Origin of the sequence: Sellimonas catena (assembly GCF_027924685.1) — a bacterium.
Lineage (GTDB): Bacteria > Bacillota > Clostridia > Lachnospirales > Lachnospiraceae > Sellimonas > Sellimonas catena.
In genome coordinates this window covers 100,353-124,526 of the sequence record NZ_BSBO01000005.1, presented here as the reverse complement: position 1 = coordinate 124,526, position 24,174 = coordinate 100,353, and the positions used below count along the sequence as shown (strand labels likewise).

At 44.8% G+C, this 24,174-nt stretch carries 29 protein-coding genes and 2 pseudogenes; 22 read left to right on the top strand and 9 right to left on the bottom strand.

Translation table 11 applies throughout. The features are described from left to right. The 12 genes and pseudogenes from Selli1_RS03970 to Selli1_RS03915 form a co-directional block, all read left to right on the top strand. Positions 1-375 (top strand): annotated as a pseudogene (locus tag Selli1_RS03970) (hypothetical protein); the annotation flags it as partial. Between the two features lie 220 nt (positions 376-595). After that, on the top strand, positions 596-811 hold the full coding sequence (locus Selli1_RS03965; protein ID WP_204612770.1) for a helix-turn-helix domain-containing protein: 216 nt from the start codon (positions 596-598) through the stop codon (positions 809-811). A gap of 4 nt (positions 812-815) precedes the next feature. After that, positions 816-1,742, top strand: coding sequence for a DUF4268 domain-containing protein (locus tag Selli1_RS03960; RefSeq protein ID WP_204612769.1), 927 nt, complete (start codon positions 816-818; stop codon positions 1,740-1,742). 29 nt (positions 1,743-1,771) lie between these two features. Beyond that, on the top strand, positions 1,772-2,296 hold the full coding sequence (locus Selli1_RS03955) for a hypothetical protein (protein ID WP_281872358.1): 525 nt from the start codon (positions 1,772-1,774) through the stop codon (positions 2,294-2,296). Beyond that, positions 2,293-2,610 (top strand): hypothetical protein, encoded by a 318-nt coding sequence (locus Selli1_RS03950; RefSeq protein ID WP_281872357.1) that lies wholly within the window; start codon positions 2,293-2,295, stop codon positions 2,608-2,610. Before Selli1_RS03955 ends, Selli1_RS03950 begins: the two co-directional genes overlap by 4 nt. Positions 2,611-2,807: 197 nt before the next feature. Beyond that, positions 2,808-3,299 (top strand): GNAT family N-acetyltransferase, encoded by a 492-nt coding sequence (locus Selli1_RS03945; RefSeq protein WP_281872359.1) that lies wholly within the window; start codon positions 2,808-2,810, stop codon positions 3,297-3,299. A gap of 18 nt (positions 3,300-3,317) precedes the next feature. After that, positions 3,318-3,767: an 8-oxo-dGTP diphosphatase gene (locus Selli1_RS03940; protein WP_204612766.1), complete on the top strand. Its 450-nt coding sequence runs from the start codon at positions 3,318-3,320 to the stop codon at positions 3,765-3,767. An 18-nt stretch (positions 3,768-3,785) separates the two neighbouring features. Beyond that, positions 3,786-4,223: pseudogene (locus Selli1_RS18475) on the top strand (GNAT family N-acetyltransferase); the annotation flags it as partial. Between the two features lie 48 nt (positions 4,224-4,271). Then, the gene (locus Selli1_RS18470; RefSeq protein WP_227096721.1) at positions 4,272-4,826 is read left to right on the top strand and encodes a GNAT family N-acetyltransferase; all 555 of its coding nucleotides are present in this window, start codon (positions 4,272-4,274) and stop codon (positions 4,824-4,826) included. Positions 4,827-4,851: 25 nt separating this feature from the next. After that, entirely contained in the window at positions 4,852-5,625 is a 774-nt protein-coding gene (locus Selli1_RS03925) for a class I SAM-dependent methyltransferase (RefSeq protein WP_281872356.1), read from the top strand. A gap of 197 nt (positions 5,626-5,822) precedes the next feature. Then, positions 5,823-7,172: an MATE family efflux transporter gene (locus tag Selli1_RS03920; protein ID WP_138373687.1), complete on the top strand. Its 1,350-nt coding sequence runs from the start codon at positions 5,823-5,825 to the stop codon at positions 7,170-7,172. Positions 7,173-7,180: 8 nt separating this feature from the next. Next, positions 7,181-7,465 carry a GIY-YIG nuclease family protein gene (locus tag Selli1_RS03915; protein WP_087166543.1) on the top strand — a complete coding sequence of 95 codons (285 nt, stop codon included), beginning with the start codon at positions 7,181-7,183 and terminating at the stop codon, positions 7,463-7,465. 80 nt (positions 7,466-7,545) lie between these two features. On the opposite strand, the gene trhA is transcribed toward Selli1_RS03915, so the two are convergent. Beyond that, complete coding sequence (trhA, locus tag Selli1_RS03910) at positions 7,546-8,205, bottom strand: PAQR family membrane homeostasis protein TrhA (protein ID WP_087166544.1); 660 nt, start codon at positions 8,203-8,205, stop codon at positions 7,546-7,548. 249 nt (positions 8,206-8,454) lie between these two features. On the opposite strand from trhA, the gene Selli1_RS03905 reads away from it, so the two are divergent. Beyond that, entirely contained in the window at positions 8,455-9,066 is a 612-nt protein-coding gene (locus Selli1_RS03905) for an ECF transporter S component (protein WP_118636217.1), read from the top strand. A gap of 3 nt (positions 9,067-9,069) precedes the next feature. Then, entirely contained in the window at positions 9,070-9,627 is a 558-nt protein-coding gene (locus Selli1_RS03900) for an ECF transporter S component (RefSeq protein ID WP_281845525.1), read from the top strand. Between the two features lie 47 nt (positions 9,628-9,674). On the opposite strand, the gene Selli1_RS03895 is transcribed toward Selli1_RS03900, so the two are convergent. The 6 genes from Selli1_RS03895 to Selli1_RS03870 form a co-directional block, all read right to left on the bottom strand. Further along, positions 9,675-10,595 carry a TDT family transporter gene (locus Selli1_RS03895; protein ID WP_281845526.1) on the bottom strand — a complete coding sequence of 307 codons (921 nt, stop codon included), beginning with the start codon at positions 10,593-10,595 and terminating at the stop codon, positions 9,675-9,677. Positions 10,596-10,609: 14 nt separating this feature from the next. Beyond that, entirely contained in the window at positions 10,610-11,101 is a 492-nt protein-coding gene (locus Selli1_RS03890; RefSeq protein WP_087251887.1) for a C-GCAxxG-C-C family protein, read from the bottom strand. A 217-nt stretch (positions 11,102-11,318) separates the two neighbouring features. Next, positions 11,319-12,227: a LysR family transcriptional regulator gene (locus tag Selli1_RS03885; protein ID WP_281845527.1), complete on the bottom strand. Its 909-nt coding sequence runs from the start codon at positions 12,225-12,227 to the stop codon at positions 11,319-11,321. A 68-nt stretch (positions 12,228-12,295) separates the two neighbouring features. Then, a complete protein-coding gene (gene rbr, locus Selli1_RS03880) occupies positions 12,296-12,832 on the bottom strand; it encodes a rubrerythrin (RefSeq protein WP_087251885.1) in 537 nt (178 codons plus the stop codon). A 157-nt stretch (positions 12,833-12,989) separates the two neighbouring features. After that, positions 12,990-13,532, bottom strand: coding sequence for an NADH peroxidase (locus Selli1_RS03875; RefSeq protein WP_087166548.1), 543 nt, complete (start codon positions 13,530-13,532; stop codon positions 12,990-12,992). A gap of 127 nt (positions 13,533-13,659) precedes the next feature. Continuing rightward, positions 13,660-14,067, bottom strand: coding sequence for a Fur family transcriptional regulator (locus Selli1_RS03870; protein ID WP_087251884.1), 408 nt, complete (start codon positions 14,065-14,067; stop codon positions 13,660-13,662). 223 nt (positions 14,068-14,290) lie between these two features. On the opposite strand from Selli1_RS03870, the gene Selli1_RS03865 reads away from it, so the two are divergent. Beyond that, positions 14,291-15,217, top strand: a complete 927-nt coding sequence (locus Selli1_RS03865) for a C40 family peptidase (RefSeq protein WP_281845528.1) — start codon at positions 14,291-14,293, stop codon at positions 15,215-15,217. A 424-nt stretch (positions 15,218-15,641) separates the two neighbouring features. After that, the gene (locus Selli1_RS03860) at positions 15,642-15,851 is read left to right on the top strand and encodes a DUF1858 domain-containing protein (RefSeq protein WP_024733889.1); all 210 of its coding nucleotides are present in this window, start codon (positions 15,642-15,644) and stop codon (positions 15,849-15,851) included. 72 nt (positions 15,852-15,923) lie between these two features. On the opposite strand, the gene Selli1_RS03855 is transcribed toward Selli1_RS03860, so the two are convergent. Beyond that, positions 15,924-16,649, bottom strand: a complete 726-nt coding sequence (locus Selli1_RS03855; RefSeq protein WP_087251881.1) for an adaptor protein MecA — start codon at positions 16,647-16,649, stop codon at positions 15,924-15,926. A 534-nt stretch (positions 16,650-17,183) separates the two neighbouring features. Here Selli1_RS03855 and Selli1_RS03850 point away from each other — a divergent pair. The 6 genes from Selli1_RS03850 to Selli1_RS03825 all read left to right on the top strand — a co-directional run bounded on the left by Selli1_RS03850 (position 17,184) and on the right by Selli1_RS03825 (position 23,047). Then, positions 17,184-17,414, top strand: coding sequence for a hypothetical protein (locus Selli1_RS03850; RefSeq protein ID WP_087166553.1), 231 nt, complete (start codon positions 17,184-17,186; stop codon positions 17,412-17,414). A gap of 119 nt (positions 17,415-17,533) precedes the next feature. After that, the gene (locus Selli1_RS03845) at positions 17,534-19,354 is read left to right on the top strand and encodes a glycosyl hydrolase family 18 protein (RefSeq protein ID WP_242960048.1); all 1,821 of its coding nucleotides are present in this window, start codon (positions 17,534-17,536) and stop codon (positions 19,352-19,354) included. 300 nt (positions 19,355-19,654) lie between these two features. Beyond that, the gene (locus tag Selli1_RS03840; RefSeq protein WP_281872355.1) at positions 19,655-20,332 is read left to right on the top strand and encodes an N-acetylmuramoyl-L-alanine amidase; all 678 of its coding nucleotides are present in this window, start codon (positions 19,655-19,657) and stop codon (positions 20,330-20,332) included. A 40-nt stretch (positions 20,333-20,372) separates the two neighbouring features. After that, on the top strand, positions 20,373-21,932 hold the full coding sequence (locus tag Selli1_RS03835) for an L-threonylcarbamoyladenylate synthase (RefSeq protein WP_087166910.1): 1,560 nt from the start codon (positions 20,373-20,375) through the stop codon (positions 21,930-21,932). After that, positions 21,914-22,543, top strand: coding sequence for a uracil phosphoribosyltransferase (gene upp / locus Selli1_RS03830; RefSeq protein ID WP_281872353.1), 630 nt, complete (start codon positions 21,914-21,916; stop codon positions 22,541-22,543). Before Selli1_RS03835 ends, upp begins: the two co-directional genes overlap by 19 nt. A 15-nt stretch (positions 22,544-22,558) precedes the next feature. Then, the gene (locus tag Selli1_RS03825) at positions 22,559-23,047 is read left to right on the top strand and encodes a deoxycytidylate deaminase (RefSeq protein WP_087166557.1); all 489 of its coding nucleotides are present in this window, start codon (positions 22,559-22,561) and stop codon (positions 23,045-23,047) included. Between the two features lie 112 nt (positions 23,048-23,159). Here Selli1_RS03825 and Selli1_RS03820 read toward each other — a convergent pair whose 3' ends face one another. Continuing rightward, positions 23,160-24,059 carry a LysR family transcriptional regulator gene (locus Selli1_RS03820; RefSeq protein ID WP_281872352.1) on the bottom strand — a complete coding sequence of 300 codons (900 nt, stop codon included), beginning with the start codon at positions 24,057-24,059 and terminating at the stop codon, positions 23,160-23,162. Positions 24,060-24,174: the final 115 nt, after the last annotated feature.

The window sequence follows — 24,174 nt, the reverse complement described above, 5'->3', positions numbered from 1 at the left end:
GGGATTGAGCTGCCTGAAGCACCGGAGGGGATCGTGTATAAGAATATGGGAGTGCAGGAGAACCAGAACTGTACGGCGATCACCATGCGGATGAAGCACCGGAGGATGAGATGGTCCGTGCATGGGGCGAATAACATGGCGAAAGCCCTGTACCGGAAAGAGAACAGGGAACTGATCGATACAATTGAACGGTATACGGATGGAGAAATATTCACCATGCAGATGGAAGAAATCGTCAAAACGCTGAGCGCGGCGAGAGCGCCAAAGAAGGATGGAAAAGGGAATCCATATGTAGAGACGATTACGCATCATATGCCGCTATTGGACGCAATGCGGACAGCATCGAGGAAAGCCCTTGCAAGAGCATTCTGTTAAAAAGAAACATAAAATGATCAGATAAAGTCCGAGCTGAATTGTCTGAAAATAAAAGAAATAAACTGATATCAAAAAAAGAAGAAAAAGTGCCAACGATTACTTGACACATACTTTTTTTGTTAAGGGGTAGAAATGTTCATAAATATGTGGTATAATAAATAACACTTTGAGTGCAATAAACCAACAAAATTATCGTTAGAAACAACAGAGGGATTGAAATATGGTCAAGAACAATTTTGAAGTCGATGTCAAAGTAAAGTGCATCGAAGCTGATATGACACAGGCGAAACTCGGAGAGGAAGTCGGTACAACGGGTCAGTATGTGAATCGGCTCATCAAGAAAGGCGATTCCATCGTGAATAAAACCTTTGTTCAGATGCTCGAAGTTCTGGGCTATGATATTCAGCTTACCTATGTAAAGCGCGAGGAGGAGTAAGACAATGGTGAACTTGAGCAGACTTGAAGAAATAAAAGATCTGCGGACGGTGTGGCCGCATGAAGCCTTGGACTTTACTCCGTGGCTTTCACAGGACGATAACATCGCTCTCCTTGCAGATGCAGTGGGGCTTGATATTACCGTTGATGAGACAGAGTCTTCCGTGGGAGATTTCAATGTCGATATCTTTGCGTCTGAGACGGGGACGGATCGGAAAATCATCATAGAGAATCAACTGGAGGATACCAACCACGACCACCTCGGCAAGCTGATAACCTATGCGTCTGGTAAATCTGCGGATGTGATTATATGGGTCGTGAAACACGCTCGTGAGGAACACAAGGCGGCTATCGAATGGCTGAACAACCATACCGATGAGAAAATCGGATTCTTCCTCTGTGAGATAAAACTGTATCGCATCGGTACTTCCGAGCCTGCCGTGAAGTTTGAGGTCATTGAAAAACCTAACGACTGGACAAAGGAAGTAAAAAAGAGCGAGTCTGCAAATGGGACTCAGCAGCAGAGATACGATTATTGGGTGGCATTCCAGGACTACGCTTTCCAAAACGCACAGTTTGCAAAGAACTTCAATCGCAGGAAGCCGTCTATGGATCATTGGATGAACTTCAGCGTGGGTTCTTCTGCCTGCCACATCGCCGTGTCGCAGATTCAGAAGCGGAACGAACTGGACGTGGAACTGTATATCAGCGAGGATAAAGACCTGTTCCACTCACTCTTTGATAATAAAGACGATATCGAATCCGACGCTGAATTAACCTTTGACTGGCGAGAACTGCCGGAGCGTAAGGCAAGCCGTATCGTTATCGAGAAGAGCGTAACTTTCGGTGACAAGAATCAATGGAACGCACAGTTTGACTGGATAATCGATGTCATGCTCAAGATGAAGAAAGCGTTCAAGAAATACTTATAATTTGTCTTGTTTGAGGGAGAAGATACAGAATGGGTGAGAAAGTATATAAGCCAATTGTAAAAGATGGAGATCATCTCATTCGTTCCAAGGATAATCCAGACCGCGTGAGAGGATTGACGCGGGACGAGAACAATCAGAATCCCGACATCATCGAGTGGGAAGAGTACGATGTTGACGATTTACGGAGCGATGATTATGATCCGTACCCTTATGAAGAACGACGCGTTCAATTAACACCGGAGCAGGAAGAGTTTGCACAGCAAGTCGGAGAAGCGCTGGGTGCGGCCATCGTAGCAGGAGGCATCTTGCTGTTTCGGGAGGTTATATCTCCTTGGTGGAAAAACACCGCATGGCCTTGGGTTAAGGAAAAGGGTCGTGGAATAAAAAATGCTGTCAGTGGGAAAAGGAGCAAAAGACCACAACAACAGCAAAAACAGCTGTTAAAAAACAAGCTGAGCCAGATAGACGGCTTGCAGATGTTTCTTCGCAGATTGATAAGGCGTTTGAACAATTTTACTTCGAGATGGATGAAGAGGAAGCCAAAGCCCATATGATGAGACTGGTCTATCATATGCTTGGCGTGGTAAATGAAATCCGGATAATCAGCAACGCTCGAATCAGGAAAGACTGTGAATCGGAAGAACTGTGTATTGAACGGCAGAAGGAAGCTGAGAAGTTTCTTTCGGAGAAGGTGGCTGCCGGTTTGGATCAGTTACTTTCAAACGAAAATTTACGACTTGACCTGAACACGTCAAGGGAATTGTTCTCATTGACTGGCGGGGGCGTTCGGCTCAATGGTGAATATGTTCCTGTGCAGGCGATAAAAATTGATGAGGCATTAAAGGCAATTCCAATGCCGGAGTCATAAAGGATGTATATATGAAGCAACTGAAAGAAAAAGAATACGAGGAATTCCAGCAGTACCTCTATAACAAGGCGCACGGGTACATTTGGACGCCGGACACGCTGGAACTTATATGCGGCAGCAATGATAACGAGCCGGAGCCGATTGGCAGACAGATCCTTGAAATGCTGGGCAGGGTGCGTAACGAGCATATCTCCCACATGACGAGCGACAAGCACAAAAAATATGTGATCCGCAGCCTTCGTAAAGGTGAAACCGATCTGCTGAAGGACTTCTTGTATGAAGCAATCTTCATACCGAAGGGTACGGAATCGCCTGCGAGGGACATCATTGAGAAGCCGGAACTTCGTGTGTACACGGATGATTTCGGTACCCGGAAAGGCGATAACTGCTTGGTGGCAGATTTCGGCGGTAAGGTAGTCGGAGCGGTCTGGACAAGAATCATGGACGATTACGGCCATGTGGATGATGAGACACTGTCCTTCGCTATTTCGCTTTACAAGGAATATCGCGGTCAAGGCATCGGTTCGCAGCTTATGGTGAAGATGCTCGAACTGCTGAAATGGCAGGGGTATGAACGGGCGTCCCTGGCGGTGCAGAAAGAAAACTACGCCGTGAAGATGTATAAAAATGTCGGATTCAAGACTGTGGATGAGAACGCCGAAGAATATATTATGGTGTGTGAATTATAAGGAAAGTCGGAAGAGAAAATGAGCAGAACAGAAAATGTCGAGTTGACGGTATTGTGTCTCATCACTGATGATGACAGAATGCTCCTTCAGAACAGAATAAAAAAGGACTGGCAGGGATATACGCTTCCGGGCGGTCATGTGGAACCGGGAGAATCTTTCGTTGACGCGGTGATCCGTGAAATGAAAGAAGAAACGGGGCTGGACATAAAAAATCCACGGCTTGTGGGTGTGAAGCAGTTCCCAATCAAAAACGGACGGTATGTTGTCCTACTGTTCAAGACTACAGAATATAGCGGCACGGTTGTGTCTTCTGATGAGGGGCAGATGGAATGGGTGGAAAGCAATCGTCTGTCAGAAATAAACACGGTCGATGATTTTGAAGACTTGATGCGTGTGATAAACGATCCGGCTCTGACGGAATTTCAGTACTTGGTTGATGGGGACACATGGACAGTTTCTATAAAATAACTTAAGAGGTCAGAATTAATGATACTGAGAAATTTCAAAAAAGAAGATGCACCGATTATAGCCGAGTGGCTACGATCAGAGGAGGAGTTATACAAGTGGTCTGCCGACAGGTTTAACAAGTATCCGCTTACGGGAGAGGACATAAATGAAAACTATGCACCTCAGATTGAATCAGGACGCTTCTATCCTCTCACGGCTGTGGATGAAAATGAAACTATTGTCGGACATTTTATCATAAGATATCCACGAGATGATGATGACAGTTCTGTTCGGTTTGGCTTTGTAATAGTCAATCCCGCTATAAGGGGAAAAGGGTACGGAAAAGAACTGCTTCAGCTTGGAATAGGATATGTAAAGGAACATCTCAGCGCCAAAAGGATTGATCTGGGCGTATTTGAGAATAATGAGAGCGCAAGGTATTGTTATGAGGCGGTAGGATTTACCGAGTATGCCAAGAGAGAATGCGAGATGCCGATAGGAACTTGGAAATGTACGGATATGGAAATGTTCATAGAAAAATCGCTTGAAACAGAACGCTTAATCCTGCGCCGCTGGGAAGAAAGCGATGGGGAGGATTTATACAAATACGCCAGCAATCCCGATGTGGGACCGATTGCGGGATGGGCTGTTCATACGAGTGTAGAAAACAGCAGAGAGATTATAAAAGGTGTGCTTTCTGAACCAGAGACATACGCGGTGGTTTTGAAAGAAACAGGACATCCAGTTGGCAGTATAGGATTAATGCTTGGCAAGGCAAGTAATATCGGCATTCCTGATACGGAGGGTGAAATCGGATACTGGATTGGCGTTCCATATTGGGGACAAGGACTCATCCCAGAGGCGGTTCGTGAGATAATGCGATATGGCTTTGAAGAACTGAATCTCGAAAAATTATGGTGCGGGTACTTTGATGGAAACGAGAAATCAAAGCGTGTGCAAGAAAAATGTGGATTTCATTACCATCACACTTCAGAGAATGTTCCTTGTGCGTTAGAGGGTGTTCTACGAACAGAACATATAACTTGTTTGACGAAAGAAGAATGGTTGGAAAAGAGATAATTTTCAGTTTCACGAGGAGAACGCAATGTACGCACAGGTAGCGATAAAACCGAATCCCTTACTCCGTAACGGTGCATACGGCATCGTTATGAGGGGTGTGCAAAAATGCACACGGGGGTGTTCATCGTTAAGGGGTAGAAATAAGCTGCCGTTATGTTGTATCAAATTAGACACGGCAACAGAATTGGGATGCGGAACAGGAGATATGTGGAAAGACAAAGAAGCAATGATTGCTTCCTGCTCAAAATTGGTACTTTCTGATTTTTCTGCTGGTATGGTCAAGGTTTCCAAAGAAACTGTCGGCATCCATGATAATGTTGAATACCAGGTTATTGATATTCAGGATATACCGTTTGGGGACGAAACATTTGACATCGTAATTGCCAATATGATGCTGTATCATGTGCCGGATTTACATAGAGCGTTGACAGAGGTAAGGCGCGTGTTAAAAAAGGGTGGAAAATTTTATTGCGCTACTTATGGAGAACATGGTATTACAGAATATCTCACGACATTATTTTCTGAATATGGGGTTGAAGACAGCATAAATAAAAATTTCACACTTCAAAATGGGTACGAAATACTAGGAAAAGTTTTCTCAAAAGTTGAGAAATTAGAATATGTGGATTCGCTGCAAGTAAGGGAAGTGGACGATATGGTCGAATATATTTATTCGTTATCCAGCATGATGCCGTTGCGGAATGTGCCTAAGCAGGATGTTAAGAATATGTTACTTCAACATACTTCCAATGGCATATTACATGTGCCGAAAGAATACGGGATGTTTCGAGCGGAGTAGAAATGATTGCAAACAGCGGAATCATTTGATAACTATTGTCAAATTCTGTCGGAGAAAATATGTTTGACAGTTCTGCCCTGGTGTGATAACATAAATTGGTCAAAATTGAAAAGCAAAGCAAAGATCATATGGTTTTCCTGTTTCAGAATTAAACAGGCATATGGTCTTTTTTATTCTGTGTAAGAAGGAGAGAGAAAATGGAAAAGACGAATGAGTTTATGAAGACCGGAAAGGTATTTCCGCTTCTGATGTCCATGTCGGTCCCTATGATGCTTTCCATGCTGATTCAGTCGCTGTATAATATTGTCGACAGTATTTATGTATCAAGGCTTGGAACGGACGCTTTGACGGCGGTTTCTCTTGCGTATCCGCTGCAGAACGTGGTGACATCGGTAGCGGTTGGAATCGGAGTCGGAATCAGTTCGGCCATTGCGATCCATCTTGGGGCCGGAAGGCAGGAGAAAGCGAATAGGGCTGCGACTATTGGAATTGCGCTGACGGTGATTCACTGTATTTTATTTGTGATTCTTGGACTGCTTGTCACAAAACCGTTTCTTGCGATGTTCACAAAAAATGAAGTGATTGTGGATCTGGCGTGCGATTATACTTATATTGTACTGTGTCTGTCCTTTGGGTGCCTTTTGCAGATTGCCTTTGAGAAGATTTTTCAGGGAATCGGTGAGATGAAGATTACGATGATTCTTCTTGCGACCGGGGCGGTCATCAATATCATTCTGGATCCGATTATGATTTTCGGACTTCTTGGCTGCCCGGCCATGGGAGTAAAAGGCGCGGCATACGCTACGGTTATCGGCCAGATTACGGCGTTTCTGCTCTATATTGTCGTATATAAGAGACGGCGGTTTGCCGTTCAGATTCATCCGAAGTATCTGAAGCTGGATAAGGCAATGATCCGGCAGATTTACAGTGTAGGAATTCCATCCAGTATTATGCTGACGCTACCATCGGTTCTGGTCAGTGTGCTTAACCGGATTCTGGGAGGATTTTCGGATGTGTATGTGGCGGTTCTGGGAGTTTACTATAAGCTTCAGACTTTCATTTATATGCCGGCGAATGGAATTGTGCAGGGAATGAGGCCGCTGATCGGCTATAATTATGGAGCGGGAGAAAAAGAGCGGGTGAGAAGCATTATCCGGTACAGCCTGTTATCCGCAGGATGTATTATGCTGATCGGTACGGTGCTGTCGCTTACTGTTCCGGGACAGATTTTCGCGCTGTTTGATGCGGAAGAGTCTCTTCTGCAGGCGGGAATTACGGCGCTTCGGATTATCTGCCTTGGATTTCTGGTTTCCACTATCGGTGTGATTTATTCCGGAGTTTTTGAGTCGATAGGAGAGGGAAAGCATTCTCTTGTAATTTCACTCTTGCGGCAGTTTGTCATCACGATTCCGTGTGCATTTTTGCTGTCCCGTGTTTTCGGACCTGCAGGGGTGTGGATATCTTTTCCGGCCGGAGAAGTCATCGCTGCAGTGGCGGCGGTTATTCTTTTGAAGCGGTTTAAAGAGGGAGCATATTCACCTTTTTAGGAGGAAACATGGAGGAGAAGAAAGAAACGATCCAGAAAAATTATACTTATATTCTGAAGTGCAGTGACGGGACACTTTATACCGGATGGACCAATGATCTGACAAAGCGCCTGAAGGCCCACAACGACGGCAGAGGCGCCAGATATACGAAGACGAGACGTCCGGTTGCGCTTGCCTACTATGAGAGCTTCTGTTCAAAAGAAGAGGCGATGAGGCGGGAATATGAGATCAAACATCTGACACGGAAAGAAAAGGAAAAGCTGATTGAAAATCAAAAAGAAAACCCGGCCTGATGTCAGATCAGAGCCGGGTGAGAAGACTGTGCGTCATGCATGGTCTTTTATTTTGTAATCAGGTTATTACAGTAAGGTTCTTACAGTACGAAAGCGTACATCACGATAAAGTGGCACATGCTTCCGCCCATCACGAAGAGATGGAAAATCTCATGGGAACCGAAATTTTTGTGGCGGTTGTTGAAAATCGGAAGCTTCAGTGCATAGATGACACCGCCGATTGTATAAATGATACCGCCCGCAAGAAGCCATCCGAATGCTGCCGGGGAAAGGGCATTTAAAATCTGAGTGAAAGCAAGAACACAGGTCCAGCCCATTCCGATATAGAGAACGGAAGAAACCCATTTCGGACAGAATACCCAGAAGGCTTTCAGGATAATTCCGACAATGGCGATGCCCCACACGAGAGCAAGAAGGATGGTTCCTGTCCGCCCTTTTAACGTAATCAGGCAGATCGGGGTGTAGCTTCCGGCAATCAGGACGAATATCATCATGTGGTCAATTTTTTTGAGAATCGTATTTGCCCTCTCAGAGAGATCAAACGTATGGTAGGTGGTGCTCGCCGCATACAATAAGATCAGGCTGAGTGCGTAAATACTCAGGGAAATCAGATAAATATGATCCGGCTCCCTTGCGGCCTTGATCAACAGAGGAACTGCAGCAAAAATAGCCATCAGCATTCCGATAAAATGTGTAATGGCGCTTCCTGGATCTTTTAAATGTCTGCTATGTCTATTCATAAAACTACCTCCTGTCTGAACATGCTGAAAAAACAACATGTAGTTTTCAATACTACGTAATCTATATGCTAATATTATATCCGATATTCCAAAAAATCAATAGTAAAATTGCGAAAGAAAAATAAAGATTTGAACAGAAAATATTTAAAATCCACAACTGGACTGGTTAAAAATAATAAAACTGGATGTTTTAAAGAATCCAGTTTAGTGATAATATGAGGCAAGAAACAGAGGAAAGAGGGCAGAATTATGAATCAGAGACATCAGACAACAACTAAACTTGCGCAGACCGCGATTTTCGCGGCATTGTGTTATGTAGCATTTGCGTTTTTGCAGATAAAAATTCCGGTTCCGGGCGGCGATGCGACGTCGATCCATGCAGGAAATGCATTTTGCGCGCTGGCGGCGCTGATCCTTGGGGGCGGTTACGGAGGGCTGGCCGGAGCAGTCGGCATGACAATCGGAGACCTCCTGGATCCGATTTATATTGTAGGAGCACCGAAGACATTCGTGCTGAAATTCATGATTGGTCTGATTGTCGGGCTTGTTGCGCACAGAATCGCAAAGATCAATGAAAGCACTGATAAAAAGTATGTGATGAAATGGAGTGTTCTGGCATGCGTGGCGGGACTTGGATTTAATGTAATCGCAGATCCTGTTGTGGGATATTTTTATAAGCAGTACATTCTCGGACAGCCGCAGCAGATGGCGGAGACACTGGCCAAGATCAACGGGGCGGCGACACTGATCAATGCGGTCGTATCGATCGTGCTTGCCGGACTGCTTTACAATGCGGTTCGCCCGGTTCTCTTAAAGAGCGGGTTGATTACGAAAGAGATAAGAAGGACAAAGGCGGTATAAGAAATGAACGACCGGAAAATCAAGACGATAGTAAGTATGGCCTTTTTTACGGCGATTACATTCCTTGGGATTCAGGCGTTCCGGATTCCGGTTCCGGCGGTGGTCGGAACACCGTTTATCCATTTTGGACACGTATTTGTGGTGCTGGGAATGCTTCTTCAGGGCGGCAGGAAAGGGGCCGTCACCGGAACAGCAGGGCTTGTCGTTTTTGACCTCCTCAATGGATATGTACAGTCCATCCCGCAGGTATTTGTGGAGACGATTGTGAAATGTCTTCTGGTGGGAGCGCTGTTCGCATGGTTCCGAAAAAGAGCAGACGGTGATCAGAAAAAGGAGTACCAGGGCGCTGTGATCTGCAGTATTGTCTACGCAGTTTTAAATATTTTCATTGAGTGGGGAATGGGAATCCTTGGACTGGTTCTCACAGGAAGCGGTATCGGCGCGGCAGTGGCAGCATCCACCGCTTCGATTCCGGCAACCGTATTCAATGCAGTCTTTATGGCTGTGGCGGTCAGCATCCTGTATCTGCCGGTGAAACGGATTTATCAGAGAGTAATGTAAAAAGAAAAGGAAGAAATCGCGGATGATTTCTTCCTTTTTTCTGTGTCTTATTTCTTTCCTGCGAATAAGAATCCCATAAACCGAATAAAGACATAGGCAACAAACAGGACTGCGATCACGGTCTCGATCGTCACCACACCGGAGAGGAAAGAGATTGGTCTGCCCATGTTCATCAGGCAGGCGGAAGCCTGTTTCATCGCGATGGCACTGATGACAAACGGGAAAGTGAAGGATGCATAGGACGGATAGAATGGAAGCTTCAGGTATGTCACTGCTTTAACAAGCGAGAACACATACAGGATTGCAGCCACGATCATCAGTCCGATGAGCAGTCCATAGGATTTTGTCTCTACCGACTGGGTATAACCTGCGATACAAAGGCTTGCAGGCGCCGCATAGATACAGATCAGCGGCTTTGCAGGTTCCGGAATTTCCTTAAAATTGATGTACCGGTATGTAACAAGAATCAGCAGTACAACAAGTGAAATCAGGCCGAACCAGAAAGCGGCCGCTCCGATGGTCAGCCGGCCGAATGCCGGAGCTGTCACTGCTGCAACTGCAATTCCTACATAAACGATAAAGTAACTTGCAAATACTTTTGGCATCTGAAGCTTCACGATAAAAATTACTGTAAAATACAGGATCATTACGATGTGAAGCAGGATTGCCAGAATCCAGATCACAAATGCTGCATTTCCGATAAAAGGATTTACATAAGTACTCAAAAGCATGAGTGCCATAGGAAAGGTAGCAGCAACACTTGTCATGATCGGATTTTTCATGTCCTCTTTGATCATGCCCGGAAACAGAATCAGTTTCAAGATAAGCAGGATCAGAAGAAGACCTGCGAGGATACCGCAGAAATAGCGGACTCCTTCGGAATAGCTCTGCAGGAGATTGCCGAGGGCGGCAAGACCAAGCATGACCCCGCTCAAAGGTACGGGTACTTTTTTGATTACATTTTTCATTGTCAGAACCTCACTTAAGCTGTCTGTTCGTCTGTGTTTGTAAGTCCGAGTTCGCGTACAACGATCTCAGCTACTTTTCCGGCACAGAGTCCGGTGAAATAGATGCACTGCTCTTTGTGTTCGCCCTTGCCCATGTCAAATTCTTTTGTCAGGACACGGCAGCATACGGAGTGTTTTCCGTTTGCTTCACGGAACCAGCTGTGAAGTTCGTTTGTCAGTTCCATACATTTTACAACCTTTGGATCCTTCGGTCCGTTTGGCTCTGTTCTTCCGAAAAGCATGCCAAGAGCAAGGATGCCACCGTTTAATGCGCCACACATACAGCCGGAACGTCCTGCTCCTACGGACATACCGGAAGACATGGCAATGACCTCCTTCGGAACATCAAGCTCGAAATTGTCTCTTACAGATGCCATAACAGCTTCGCAGCAGAAGTACCCGTTTCTATAGTAGTCCTCAGCGTCTTTGCGCACTTTGCTTACACTTACTTCATTTTTTACGTTCATTTTTTCTTCCTCCTTTGAATGTGTAACTTCTGTGGTAAAAGTATAAGGCAGAGGAAGAATGGTGAGAAATAGAAAAAGGAAATAATTGTTGAAATCAATTGAAATTGTTTATAAGAGCAGGAAAATTTAACAAAATGGAAATGAAAAACAGGAGAATATTTTGGAGAAAATTGTAGAAAAAGAAGAAAAGCAGAAGCGTTTTATTGAGGGGCATCAACTACCTGGATAGATGCCCCAGTTTAATTTCCCGCATCCAGTTCATGACATGGTTGCGGAATAATGTGACTGCTTCGCTGACAGGTTCTCCTCGCCTGGTCAGCATACAGATTTTCCACTCATAGGTATCGTCAGAAAACGGGATAAGACAAAGCCCCTGGGATTTCATGTCTTCAAAAACAAAATCGACTGTCACAGATATCCCTTTATTAGCCTTTACCATTTTATGGCAGAGACTGAAACCACTTGTTTCAAAAACGATATTTGGCTCAAACCCGGCCTTGTGGCATCTGTCTACGATCAGATGGTGGATCTTAAACTGTCCGCTTTCTATATATACCGGCTCGCCTTTCAAATCTTCGATGGTGACACTTTTTCTCCGGCTTAATGGATGGGACTCGTTGACAAGCAGACAGACAGGAAAACTTTCCATCTCCACAATGTCATAGAGATTATCGTCAAAATCAGCAATGGAAAAAGCGACATTGCCGTTTTTTTCCAGAAACAGCCGCTCTGTCTGAAGATCCGGGTATTCCCGGTAGGAAAACTGGATATCCGGATATTGTTCCTGAAATGCGATAATACAATCCGGAGTGACAAGGCGGAGAATCCCATAGGAGGAGAGCAGATCGACAATGCCGTGATTTCGCTGGCGGATATTTAACAACTCCTTTTTCAGGCTTCCGAACTCAGTGGTAACGGAAAAAGAGCGTCGGAGAAGACATTCTCCGCTTTCTGTCAGGCGGATGCCCTGAGGGGAACGGTCGATGAGCGTACAATCCAGTTCGTTTTCCATATTTTTGATGATTTTACTTAATCCCTGAGGTGTCATATACAAAAGCTTTGCTGCTTTTGTGATGCTTCCCTCACGGGCTACGGTCTGAAAGATGAAAAAATCCTGAATATCCATAGATTCAAATCTCCTTTTATCAAAACAGGCACACTGCTGTGTGCCTGTCAGATTCTGATCAGTAAATTTTAGTAGTTTTCTACTTTTCTTTCAAAATAAGCCTTCGGATGAGCACATACCGGGCAGACTTCCGGAGCCTCTTCGCCTTCGTAGATATATCCGCAGTTGTTGCATTTCCATCCAAGAGGAGCGTCTCCTTTGAAAGTATTTCCTGCTTCGAATGTAGCAAGAATCTTATTATAACGTTTCTCGTGAGCGGCCTCTACCTGGGCAACAAGCTCGAATTTTGCAGCAAGCTCATCGAATCCTTCTGCTCTTGCTTCTTCAGCCATGGTTTTGTACATTTCTGTCCACTCATAGTTTTCGCCGGCAGCAGCGTCTTTTAAATTTTCTGCTACATCACCGATGCCGTGGAACTCTTTGAACCACATTTTTGCGTGTTCTTTCTCCTGATTTGCTGTTTCTTCAAAGATATTTGCAATCTGAACATATCCGGCCTTTTTTGCCTGGGAAGCATAAAATGTGTATTTGTTTCTTGCCTGAGACTCACCGGAAAATGCAGCCATCAGGTTCTGTTCTGTTTTGGTTCCTTCGTATTTTGACATCTTTTTTTCCTCCTTTTAATGACAAATTACTTGTTATCCCTACTATAGCACAGTTAATCTGAAAGAACAATCTTTCCGCTGTGAAGCGGGGAAGGCTTTGAAAAAAGGAGACGATTCATAAGAACCGTCTCCTAAATTCCTGAATATTGGGTGTATCTTAGCTGAAGTATCTCTTGAGAAGTCCTTCGAATGCTTTTCCGTGACGAGCTTCGTCTCTTGCCATCTCATGAACTGTGTCATGGATTGCATCAAGGTTAGCAGCTTTTGCACGTTTAGCAAGGTCAAATTTACCAGCTGTAGCGCCGTTTTCAGCTTCTACTCTCATCTCAAGGTTTTTCTTTGTGCTGTCTGTAACGACTTCACCTAATAATTCTGCGAATTTAGCAGCGTGTTCTGCTTCTTCCCATGCTGCTTTCTCCCAGTATAATCCGATCTCCGGATATCCTTCTCTATGAGCAACTCTTGCCATTGCAAGGTACATACCTACTTCGGAGCATTCTCCCTCGAAGTTTGCTCTTAAATCAGCGATGATGTCTTCGCTGACACCCTGAGCAACACCTACTACGTGCTCAGCAGCCCATGTTCTTTCTCCTGCCATTTCCTGGAATTTATCTGCAGGAACATGGCACTGAGGACATTCTGCCGGCGGATTTTCTCCTTCATAAACATAACCACATACTGTACATACCCATTTTTTCATAACACATATCTCCTTTTCGTTTTTTTTTGTTTCCTTAGTTAAAAATCAGTAATAATTACTGATATCAATATAGCACTTTTCCGTGTGCTTGTCAATTCCTATTTTGGAATTCATGAATTATTTACAATTATATGGCAGCAGCTTCTGAATGCTTTTGAAGACACCGGCTGCATTTCCCATAAAATGTAATGGAGTGTGATTCCACGATGCCGTCAAATGCTTCGTTGGCAAGCTGGTCAATCTGTTTCATGCATGCCATGTTCATATCTTCCATACAACCGCATTCAGTACAGAAAAAGTGATAGTGAGGAACAGTGCGTCCGTCAAACCGGTCTGCTCCGTCTGGAGTCGATATCTTGATGATCTCTCCCATGTCAGAAAGAAGATTTAGATTCCGGTATACCGTTCCAAGACTGATATTAGGAAACTGTTCTTTGACATGGAGGTAAACCATATCCGCAGTCGGGTGCGCATTTGTATGCATCAGGTAGTCCTTAATCGATTCTCGCTGCCTGCTGTATTTCAATGCTGTCAACAAAAACCCTCCCTTCGATTAATAATGATAATAATTATTATATTTATAATAAAAAATTTCACGGATTTTGTCAAGAAAAAATATAACTGAAAGTGAATATAGAAAGGAAAGTGCCTTGACAAAAAAACGAAATATGTTAGAATACAAAACGTAATATTTGTAACAAAAATGTAATAAATACGAAAGAAAATATACATAACTATCATAAAAGGAGGATTATGCCATGCATAGTTATTTCAAAAAGGGACTGATACTGGCTGCCTTTGTCGGTATTTTCGGAGCAGGCTCCGGGATCCATGCAAAGGCCGCTGAACTTCCGGTTCAGACAGGAAATCCGGCAGTCAATGCAGATGGACTGCTCAGACAGGTACAAAAGACAGAGGATCAGGCATCTTCTATTATAATAGAAGAAACAGAAAAAAACGGAGAATTTGTTGTAAGGGAACAGAACGGGAAATACGAAGATACAGGCTTTGTTAATATTTCTTCTGATTATATTTATGTCAGAAGCGCCACATCTGATGACAGTGACTGGACCGGAAAGCTTTATCCGGGAAATGCAGTGACATTGAAGGGACCGGTTGGAGAGTGGACGGCAGTTCAGTCAGGAAATATTACCGGGTTTATCCGGTCGGAATATCTGATGGATGCAGGACAGGCGCAGCAGAAAGTGCGTCAGATGGAAGCGGAGGCGCTGAAGAACGGAACAGAGGTTACATTTTCCTACGGAGAGACAAAAGAAGAGGAGGCGGCAAGGCTTCAGGCAGAAGCAGAGCAGAGGGCAAGAGAAGAAGCCGAAAGAAAACAGGCGCAGAGGCAGGCTGTTGTGGATTATGCCTGTCAGTTTATCGGGAATCCCTATGTGTGGGGAGGGACAAGCCTGACAAACGGAGCGGACTGTTCCGGTTTTGTCCAGTCAGTCTATGCCCATTTTGGCGTTTCCCTTCCGAGGACATCCTCGGCTCAGAGAAGCGCAGGATACGAGGTCTCCTATTCCGAGGTGCAGCCGGGAGATATCATCTGTTATAATGGTCACGTCGGAATCTATGTGGGAGACGGTCAGATTGTCAACGCACAAGATCCTGCACATGGGATCGGAATTTCATCCGCAACATACACGAGTATTTTGACAGTGCGCCGGATTTTCTAAGCAGGCGCGGGGAGAAAAAATTGCGAATCGGCAAAATGCACAAATTTGTAATAAATTGTAAAAAAATGGAAAATAGGGCCAAAATCGTTTTCCACACTTAAATTATGAAAAAAGGGTAAAATAGCGTTGTTTTAAAAAGTTATCCCCACTTTCCACAGAAAAAGTTGTGAATTGTGGGGATAACTTTTGGCTTTTAAAAGAACGGATGTTTTGTAAAGAAATAATAAAATTGAGTTTTTGTCGAAAAAACCGGAAAAAAAGGTTGACTTTTTCATAATCAAACTATGATTCTGAAAGGGTAAAAAATTATAGAAAATTCTGACAATTATTTCCGGAGGAAAGGAAAGCTTTTTGGTTGCGTATTAGAAAAAAAGGTATTATAATAAGGAATACGTAAATCCAAGTAAATAAGGAGGAATTCAAAATGGCTTATCAGGTAGAAAAAACTACGACGATCGGCGAAGTTGTTAATACACATCCGGAAGTAGCTCCGATTCTTATGGAAATCGGGATGCACTGTCTTGGATGCCCGGCTTCTCAGATGGAATCTCTGGAAGAAGCAGCAATGGTTCATGGAATTGACGCCGAATTATTAGTAGAGAAAATCAATGCTTTCTTAAAAGCAAATGAATAAGCCGTAAGGCAATAGAAAAACACCGTCTGCAGGTGAGTAAATTCTGCAGACGGTGTTTTTTAGCGCTTTATTTTACAGACTGGCAAGATGCTGTACAGCTTCGCGGGAAATGATCGTCTCACAGTGCTCTTCCAGATATGCAAGAGACGCCGGAGTACTCTTTTCCAGAATACCGTATTCAGTCAGCATATTGCAGATTTTGCTGAAATCACTTTTTGAATGTCCCGACTGTGTGACAGCCAGGATAAAGAATCCATCGGACGGATCCTTATAAAGCGTATTGATACCCTGATACATTGGAGAAAGCAGATGTGCTGCCTCAATCACCCGGTCAAGGGAGCCAAATGAGAACAGACGGACTGCCGGGCGGATGACCGCTTCGGGCTTTCCGCTCTTTCCGGGAATTTCTGCAACTGCTTCTTTGACTTTATTAAGGAGCTGCAGAAACTCTTCCGCACCCTCCAGCTTGTCTGGGACAGCCTTTTTGGATGTATCTGTATCATCGAACGGAGAAGGAGCAAATTTGGAAAACCGTGTATCCAGCTCTTCCGGATCTTCTACCTTTGTAATGATGAGCACGATGGAATCCGATGATGATGGAATCGCTTCGATCATGAGCGGAATATCGTCAGCCTCAAAACCGAATTCAAAGGCTGCCTGCTGCATCATGTCATGGAAAAGTGATTTCGCTTTTTCGGTACCGTAGGCAAGCTCGCTGATCTTTAAGTGTCTGTCCTCGAGATCGGCACGTGTCAGGGTACAACGGATTTGATTTTCATTGATCTTTTCAATTTTCATATAATCACTTCCTAGCTGTAAATAATCTTATACTTACTCAATAGTAGTATAAACAAAAAATAAAATTCTGTAAATAAAATTTAGAAAAAATACTTGCATTCGCAGAAAACAGGAGTATAATATCTGAACAGAGGTAGTATTCCCGGATGACTGTGTACAGTAATAAAGGAGGGGATATTTACGAATCTATTTTCCGGTCAGCATTTCTGCATATAGTTTATGCAAAGCAGTCCTTGATTTATCTCACTAAAAGCATTTCTGCAATCAGTTCGATAGAATCAAAATAGAGCATATCACAATTATTCTCAGTTTATATTCATTTAATCACAAAAGAACCCACTAATAAATTCAGACGATTCATGATTTTGAAAAATAACGGGAACGGTGCTACCTTTTTCAGCATACGGGGTATCATAAATAATATATCACGATAAGAAACCTGTGCACTTCACAAGGGGATACTCCGGGCCGCAGTCATAGAGAAAGGTTTTTCAAAATTCTGTTTCAGATTATCAGAAAGAAAAGGGAAACAGTATGGAGAGCGATATTATAGAGGACGAGCAATACAGGAATCTGTTTGTAGAACTCTCGGAGTATGAGCGGATGGGAGTACGGATGAAAATGAACGGACATCCGGCCAGTCCGCTGCAGATTGCGTCCGCACATGCAGTGAAGGAAGAACTTTCCTATATGAGAGACTATGTGGCGGATGAGAACGGTAAAGTTAAAGAAGTCAGATTTGTGAAACTGTCAAACATAAAGTAAAAAGCGATAATCCCCCTTTACGCAGAAACAGGTAGTGAACAGAGCCGAAAATGTCAAAATTATTAATGACGTGCAGAAGAAATCTTGATATAATGTGAGCGTATACAGGAGGTATGGACATGGATGAAAGACGAGGCAAAAGGAGACCGGATGGACGGCCGGCCAGAAAAAGACAAAGGCCGGTACAGCAGCAGGATCCAAGACGCCGGAATCAGGAAAGCAGACGCCAGAAAGAGCTTGAGATGCGCCGCCAGATCCGAAGACGGAAAAAGAGAAGAAAACGCATCCTGATTCTTCTTCTGCTCTTACTTATCGCAGTGATCGCAGCAGGAATAGTATTATGGATCAGATATGGCCCGTCGAGGGAAGAAGCAGATAAAAATGAGTATTTTGGTATTACAGACACCAGCCAGGTGGGACTTGCGATCGACAATCAGATTCCAGATGTAAAGAGCATGAAAGAAGGAAGCGAAGTCTATCTGGATTTCGATTCTGTACACGATTACGTAAATCAGAGATTTTACTGGGACTCTAATGAAAACCGGCTGCTTTATACTTTACCGGACAGGACGCTCAGCATTCCGGCTGGCGCGACAGAATTTGAATCCGAAGATGGAACACAGACGAGAGACTATGAAATTGTAAAAGTGGAAAATGATACCGTTTATCTCGCGCTGGATTTTGTAAAAGAATATACGGACATGTCACTGGATGTCTATGAAAATCCGGACAGAGCAGTGATTGTAACCAACAAGGAAGAAAACCACGCCAGGGTGAGCAAAGATACCGAGGTCCGGATCCTGGGAGGTGTAAAGAGCCCAATCCTGACTGAAATCAGTAAATCAGACGACGTGGTTGTCATCGAAGAAGCCGGATCCTGGATGAAAGTGAGAACCGTGGACGGGTATATCGGCTATGTGAAATCCAATACCCTGGAAAAAGCCGAAAAACAGACACGGAAATCTGAATATGAAGAGCCGGAATATACCAATATTCAGAAAGACTACAAGATCAATCTGGCATGGCATCAGGTTACAAGCCAGGCGGCCAATGAAAATGTGGCCTCCGTCATTGCAGGAACGACAGGACTGACTACAATTTCTCCAACCTGGTTCACAATCCAGGATACAAACGGCAATATTACGTCTCTCGCAAGCAGTGCCTATGTGGATGCCGCACATCAGGCAGGGCTGGAAGTATGGGGGCTGGTTGACAACTTTACCAATCAGGTCGATACACTTGCGGTATTAAGCAACACACAGAGCAGGGCCAATATGATCAGCCAGCTGATTACCGAGGCACAAAACAGCGGACTTGACGGCATCAACGTGGACTTCGAGCAGATCACCGAGGAGATGAGCGACCACTATATTCAGTTTATCCGGGAATTATCTGTTGAGTGCAGGAAGAACCAGATCGTTCTTTCCGTGGATAACTATGTACCTGGATTTACAAGCCATTACAACAGAGAAGAACAGGGCATTGTAGCAGATTACGTGATCATCATGGGATATGACGAACACTTCGCGGGCTCTGAAGAAGCCGGCTCTGTTGCATCGATTGACTTTGTAAGAGAAGGTATCACAGAGACACTCAAAGAAGTACCAAAAGAGAAAGTCATTAACGGACTTCCGTTTTTCACGAGGCTGTGGATCGAATCATCCAGCGGCCTGACAAGCCAGGCGATCGGCATGCAGGAGGCAGAAACGGCTGTGGCCAATGCAGGCGTGACAGCATCCTGGGATGAAGAGACCCAGCAGAACTACGCAGAGTGGACTGCAGACGGAAACACGTACAAAATATGGCTTGAAGACGAACAATCCCTGGAGGCCAAGCTCAAAGTCATGCAGGAATACGATCTTGCAGGAGCAGCCGCATGGAAACTCGGATTCGAAAAATCAGGTATCTGGGAACTGATCTCCCGGTACGTGAACGGATAACAGAATACAAAAGAAAATAAAAACTGAATAACGAACAAAGAAAGACGGAGCCGCTTGCCTCGAAGCGGCTCCGTTATTTTTGTGGAGGCTGTAGGGGACGTGTTCCGGTGCACAGGTACACGACGTAAACGGCAAAAAAACGCTCGGAACCCGCATAAAATAAGGCAAAACTCGAATTTTCAGATTTTTTTCATCGGGGACAGGTTCCTTTTCATCGGAACACGTCCCCGATGAAAAGTCTATCGTACAGTCTTTATTCATATATTTGTTTTAAAGACGGGAACGGAAAGGGATTATAATATGGCGGATAAAGTGAAGTGGGTGCTGGCACTTCTGATTCTTGTTTTTGTGTTGTACGGGATACAGAAGGTGGAGAGTATAGTGACGCAGGGAGAAGTACAGGTGCAGAAGGCGGATGTAGTGATTGATGCCGGACACGGGGGGAAGGATCCGGGGAAGGTCGGTGTTAATGACGCGCTTGAAAAGGATATTAATCTTCAAATTGCAGGGAAGCTGAAGGAGGAACTGGAGGCCAGGGGGATTTCGGTTCTGATGACACGGGAAGAGGATCAGGGGCTGTATGATGAAAATGCTGATAATAAGCAGGTGCAGGATTTAAAGCGGCGGGTAGAATTGATTAATGAGACGGCCCCGGCGCTTGCGGTTAGTATTCACCAGAACAGTTATCCTTCGCCGGATGTGAGCGGTGTTCAGGTTTTTTATTATGAGCATTCGAAAGAGGGGGAAGAGATGGCCTCGGTCGTGCAGAAGCAGATGGAAAACTTGGAGGGGACAAAAAAACGGCCGGTAAAGGGCAATACGACTTACTATCTTCTGAAACGTACAGAAGTCCCGACATTGATTATTGAATGCGGATTTCTGAGTAATCAAAGCGAAGCTCAGAAACTGACGGAGGAGGATTATCAAAATTCCCTGGCCAGAGTGATTGCCGATGGTATCGAGGAATGTCTGCAGTGAAGGGTTCCGAAAAGAGGATGAGTGTGTTATAATAAAATTTATGGAAACAAGAATAGAAAAAATTGACAGAATGCAGATCGATGAAACGATCATGGAAACAGCGGGAGAAATCATAAAGCAGGGAGGCCTGGTCGCATTTCCAACGGAGACCGTTTACGGCCTGGGGGCGAATGCGCTTGATGAGGAGGCGGCGAGAAAAACATATGCGGCAAAAGGCAGACCTTCTGATAATCCACTGATTGTACATATTGCAGAGAAAGATGCACTGGATGGAATTGTGGAAGAAATTCCGGCAGGAACAAGAACGCTTGTTGATAAGTTCTGGCCGGGCCCGCTTACCTTGATTTTGAAGAAAAACGAAAGAGTACCGTACGGAACGACGGGAGGACTTGACACGGTTGCGGTGCGTATGCCGGACGACGAGATTGCGCTGCAGCTGATCCGGAAAGGCGGAGGTTATGTTTCTGCACCGAGCGCAAATACATCGGGGCGCCCGAGTCCTACGACTGCACAGCATGTTGCGGAGGATCTGGACGGAAAGATCGATATGATTCTGGATGGAGGCAGTGTCAATATTGGAGTGGAATCCACCATTCTGGATATGACCTGTGTGCCGCCGATGATTCTAAGACCGGGTGCAGTCACGAAAGAAATGCTGGAAGAGGTGATTGGTGAGGTCAGGATGGATCAGACCCTGATTTCGGAGAACAGCAGCCAGGCTCCAAAGGCTCCTGGTATGAAATACCGTCATTATGCACCGAAAGCGCAGATGATTCTGATCGAGGGGAAGCCTTCAGATACAGTTCTTGCGATCAAACAGCTCGCATATGATAAGGCGATGTTTGGGAAAAAAGAAAATGGAGAAGGATACCGGATCGGTATTATTGCTACTGCGGAGACGATGAGTCAGTATACATACGGAACCGTGAAAAGTATCGGAAGCAGGGAAAACCGTCGGACAATCACGAAAAATCTGTATGGAATTCTCAGGGAATTTGACGAAGAAGGCGTGGATATTATCTACAGTGAAGGTTTTTTCGGAGAAGCAATCGACACCGCCATTATGAATCGTCTATTAAAAGCGGCAGGCCACAAGCGGATTCCTGCCTCCGAGATTATCAAGCTGCAGGAATACCGGAAGATCATTTTTGTGAGCAAGGATGATAACTGTCGAGGCCCGATGGCAGAGCGCCTTCTGCAGAGGCAGATTCTTCTGCAGGAATATGATATTCAGTCCAGGGGCATGATCGTACTGTTTCCGGAGCCGTTAAATCCGAAAGCAGAGGAAATCATGCGGAGAAATGGTGTGGACACGACAGAGCATGAGGCCCTGCCTTTTGAGGAGAAAGATATTACTCCGGATACCCTGATTCTGACAATGGAGAAAGCGCAGAAGAGAAAAATTATTACAGAGTATGGATTCCACAGCAACATCTTCACTTTGGGTGAATATATCGGAGAAGAAAAGGAAGTGGAGTCCATGTACGGAAAGTCTCTGGAGGAATATGAGGAATCCTATATGGAGTTGGAAAATTATATGAGAAAACTGGCTAGAAAGCTGAATATGGAGGCAAAGGAAAAATGGGAAGAGTACATATAATGGACCATCCGCTGGTTCGCCATAAAATTGATTATATCCGCCGCAAAGAGGTTGGAACAAAAGAATTCCGTGAGATCATTGAGGAGATCTCCATGCTGATGTGCTATGAAGCGACAAGAGGGCTGAAACTTGCGGATGTGGAGATTGAAACGCCGATTTGCAAGATGACAGGAAAAGAGCTGGCGGGCAGAAAGCTTGCTGTTGTCCCGATACTTCGTGCCGGCCTTGGAATGGTGGAAGGAATTCTGAAGATGATTCCGGCGGCAAAGATCGGCCACATCGGTCTTTACAGAGATCCGGAGACATTGCAGCCGGTAGAATATTACTGCAAGCTGCCGTCAGACTGCGATAAAAGAGAGGTCTTCGTGGTAGATCCGATGCTTGCTACAGGCGGATCCAGTTCCGAGGCGCTCACCATGCTGAAGGAAAAAGGGGTAAAAAATATGACATTCCTCTGTATACTTGCAGCACCGGAAGGACTGGAAAAGCTTCGGGAAGATCATCCGGATGTGGACATTTATGTTGGGGCGCTTGATGAAAAGATGAATGAACATGGATATATTGTACCGGGGCTTGGAGATGCAGGAGACCGTATCTTCGGAACCAAATAGCAGGAAGGTGATAAAATGAACGCCAAGAGAAAAGATTATCTGTCCTGGGACGAATATTTTATGGGAATTGCCATGCTGTCCGGCATGCGTTCCAAAGATCCGAATACCCAGGTAGGATGCTGCATTGTGAGCCAGGATAATAAAATCCTTTCTATGGGTTATAACGGGCTGCCGAATGGTTGCTCCGATGATGAGTACCCGTGGGCCAGGGAGGGGGATGATCCGCTGGAGACCAAATATGTGTATGCGGTCCACAGCGAGTTGAATGCCATTCTGAATTATGGAGGAGGCAGCTTGAAGGGAGCCAAGATTTATGTTTCCCTGTTTCCGTGTAATGAATGTGCAAAAGCCATTATCCAGGCAGGCATTAAAGAAGTAATTTATGACTGTGACAAGTATGAGGACACCGCCTCTGTGATTGCATCAAAACGGATGATGGATTCAGCAGGAGTAAGATACTATCAGTATCACCGGACAGGCCGGGAAGTAAAGATTAAATTATAAATTCTGCTTCCTGATCAGGAAGTATCTATAAAGAGGGACATTCTGAGATTCCAGGGAATCCGGATGCCCCTCTTTATTCATTATGCGAAATACTGATGAAACTATAAAAAAACTAGATGAGTTCCTGCCCGGGGAGGACAGTACTGTCAAGTACAAACTGTCGAAAATGCTGCACGCATGGCGGCAGAAAGATGCGGCTGTCGTTTACCATAAAAAGATTTCGTTCACATGCGGGGGTATTGATCTGCAGAATCTTGAGATCCAGCTTTAAGAGTAAATCCATATAAGGTACGACTGCAATACCAAAGCCTTGTGCAGTCAGCCCGGCAATGACCTGATCCTCTTCTGTCTCGTAGGCGATCTTTGGTTCTGTGTTTATGTCGGAAAACATCTGATCAACCACGGCACGGATACCTGAGCTTTTATCAAAAAAGATCTGTGGGTAGGTAGCTGTCTCGGCCAGGTCAACAGTATGGCGGGAGGCAAGCGGATGTCCTTTTGGGACAATCAGAACAAGATCCTGCTTCTGTACCGGAACCGCTGTGAAGTTCAGTCTGTCCGGCGGCTGAGAACAGAAGACCAGGTCATATTTCCGCTTTGAAAGGCCGTCCAGAAGGCTTTGTGTCACCCCGGTATGAAAGGTAAACTGGAGATCCAGATCGGGGTGTGCTTTTAAAAAGGCAGATGCCAGACGAGGGACAAACTCGACTCCCAGCGTCCGCAGAAGTCCAAGGCGGATCAGCCCTTCGCCCCGTGCACTGCGTCGGATAGATTCCATTCCGGCATCCAGAGTAGATAATGTGTGTTCTGCGCAGTCAAGGAATTCTTCGCCAAAACGGGTGAGTGTTGTATTTCGCCCGCTTTTTTCAAAGAGGGGAACCCCAAGCTCCTGTTCAAGCTGTGCGATTGCATGGCTTAAATTTGGCTGTGAAATACAGAGCTGCGCTGCTGCTTTTGTATAATGCTGTACATGCGCCAGGGTGACAAAGTAACGTAGATAAAATAAGTTCATACAGGCACGTCCTTCCCTTCCATAACGGTATCATCTAAATCATAAAAAAATTTTATAATTTATATAAAATTATTCATTTGCGAACCATTTATCTCCATACTAAACTGAATGGATG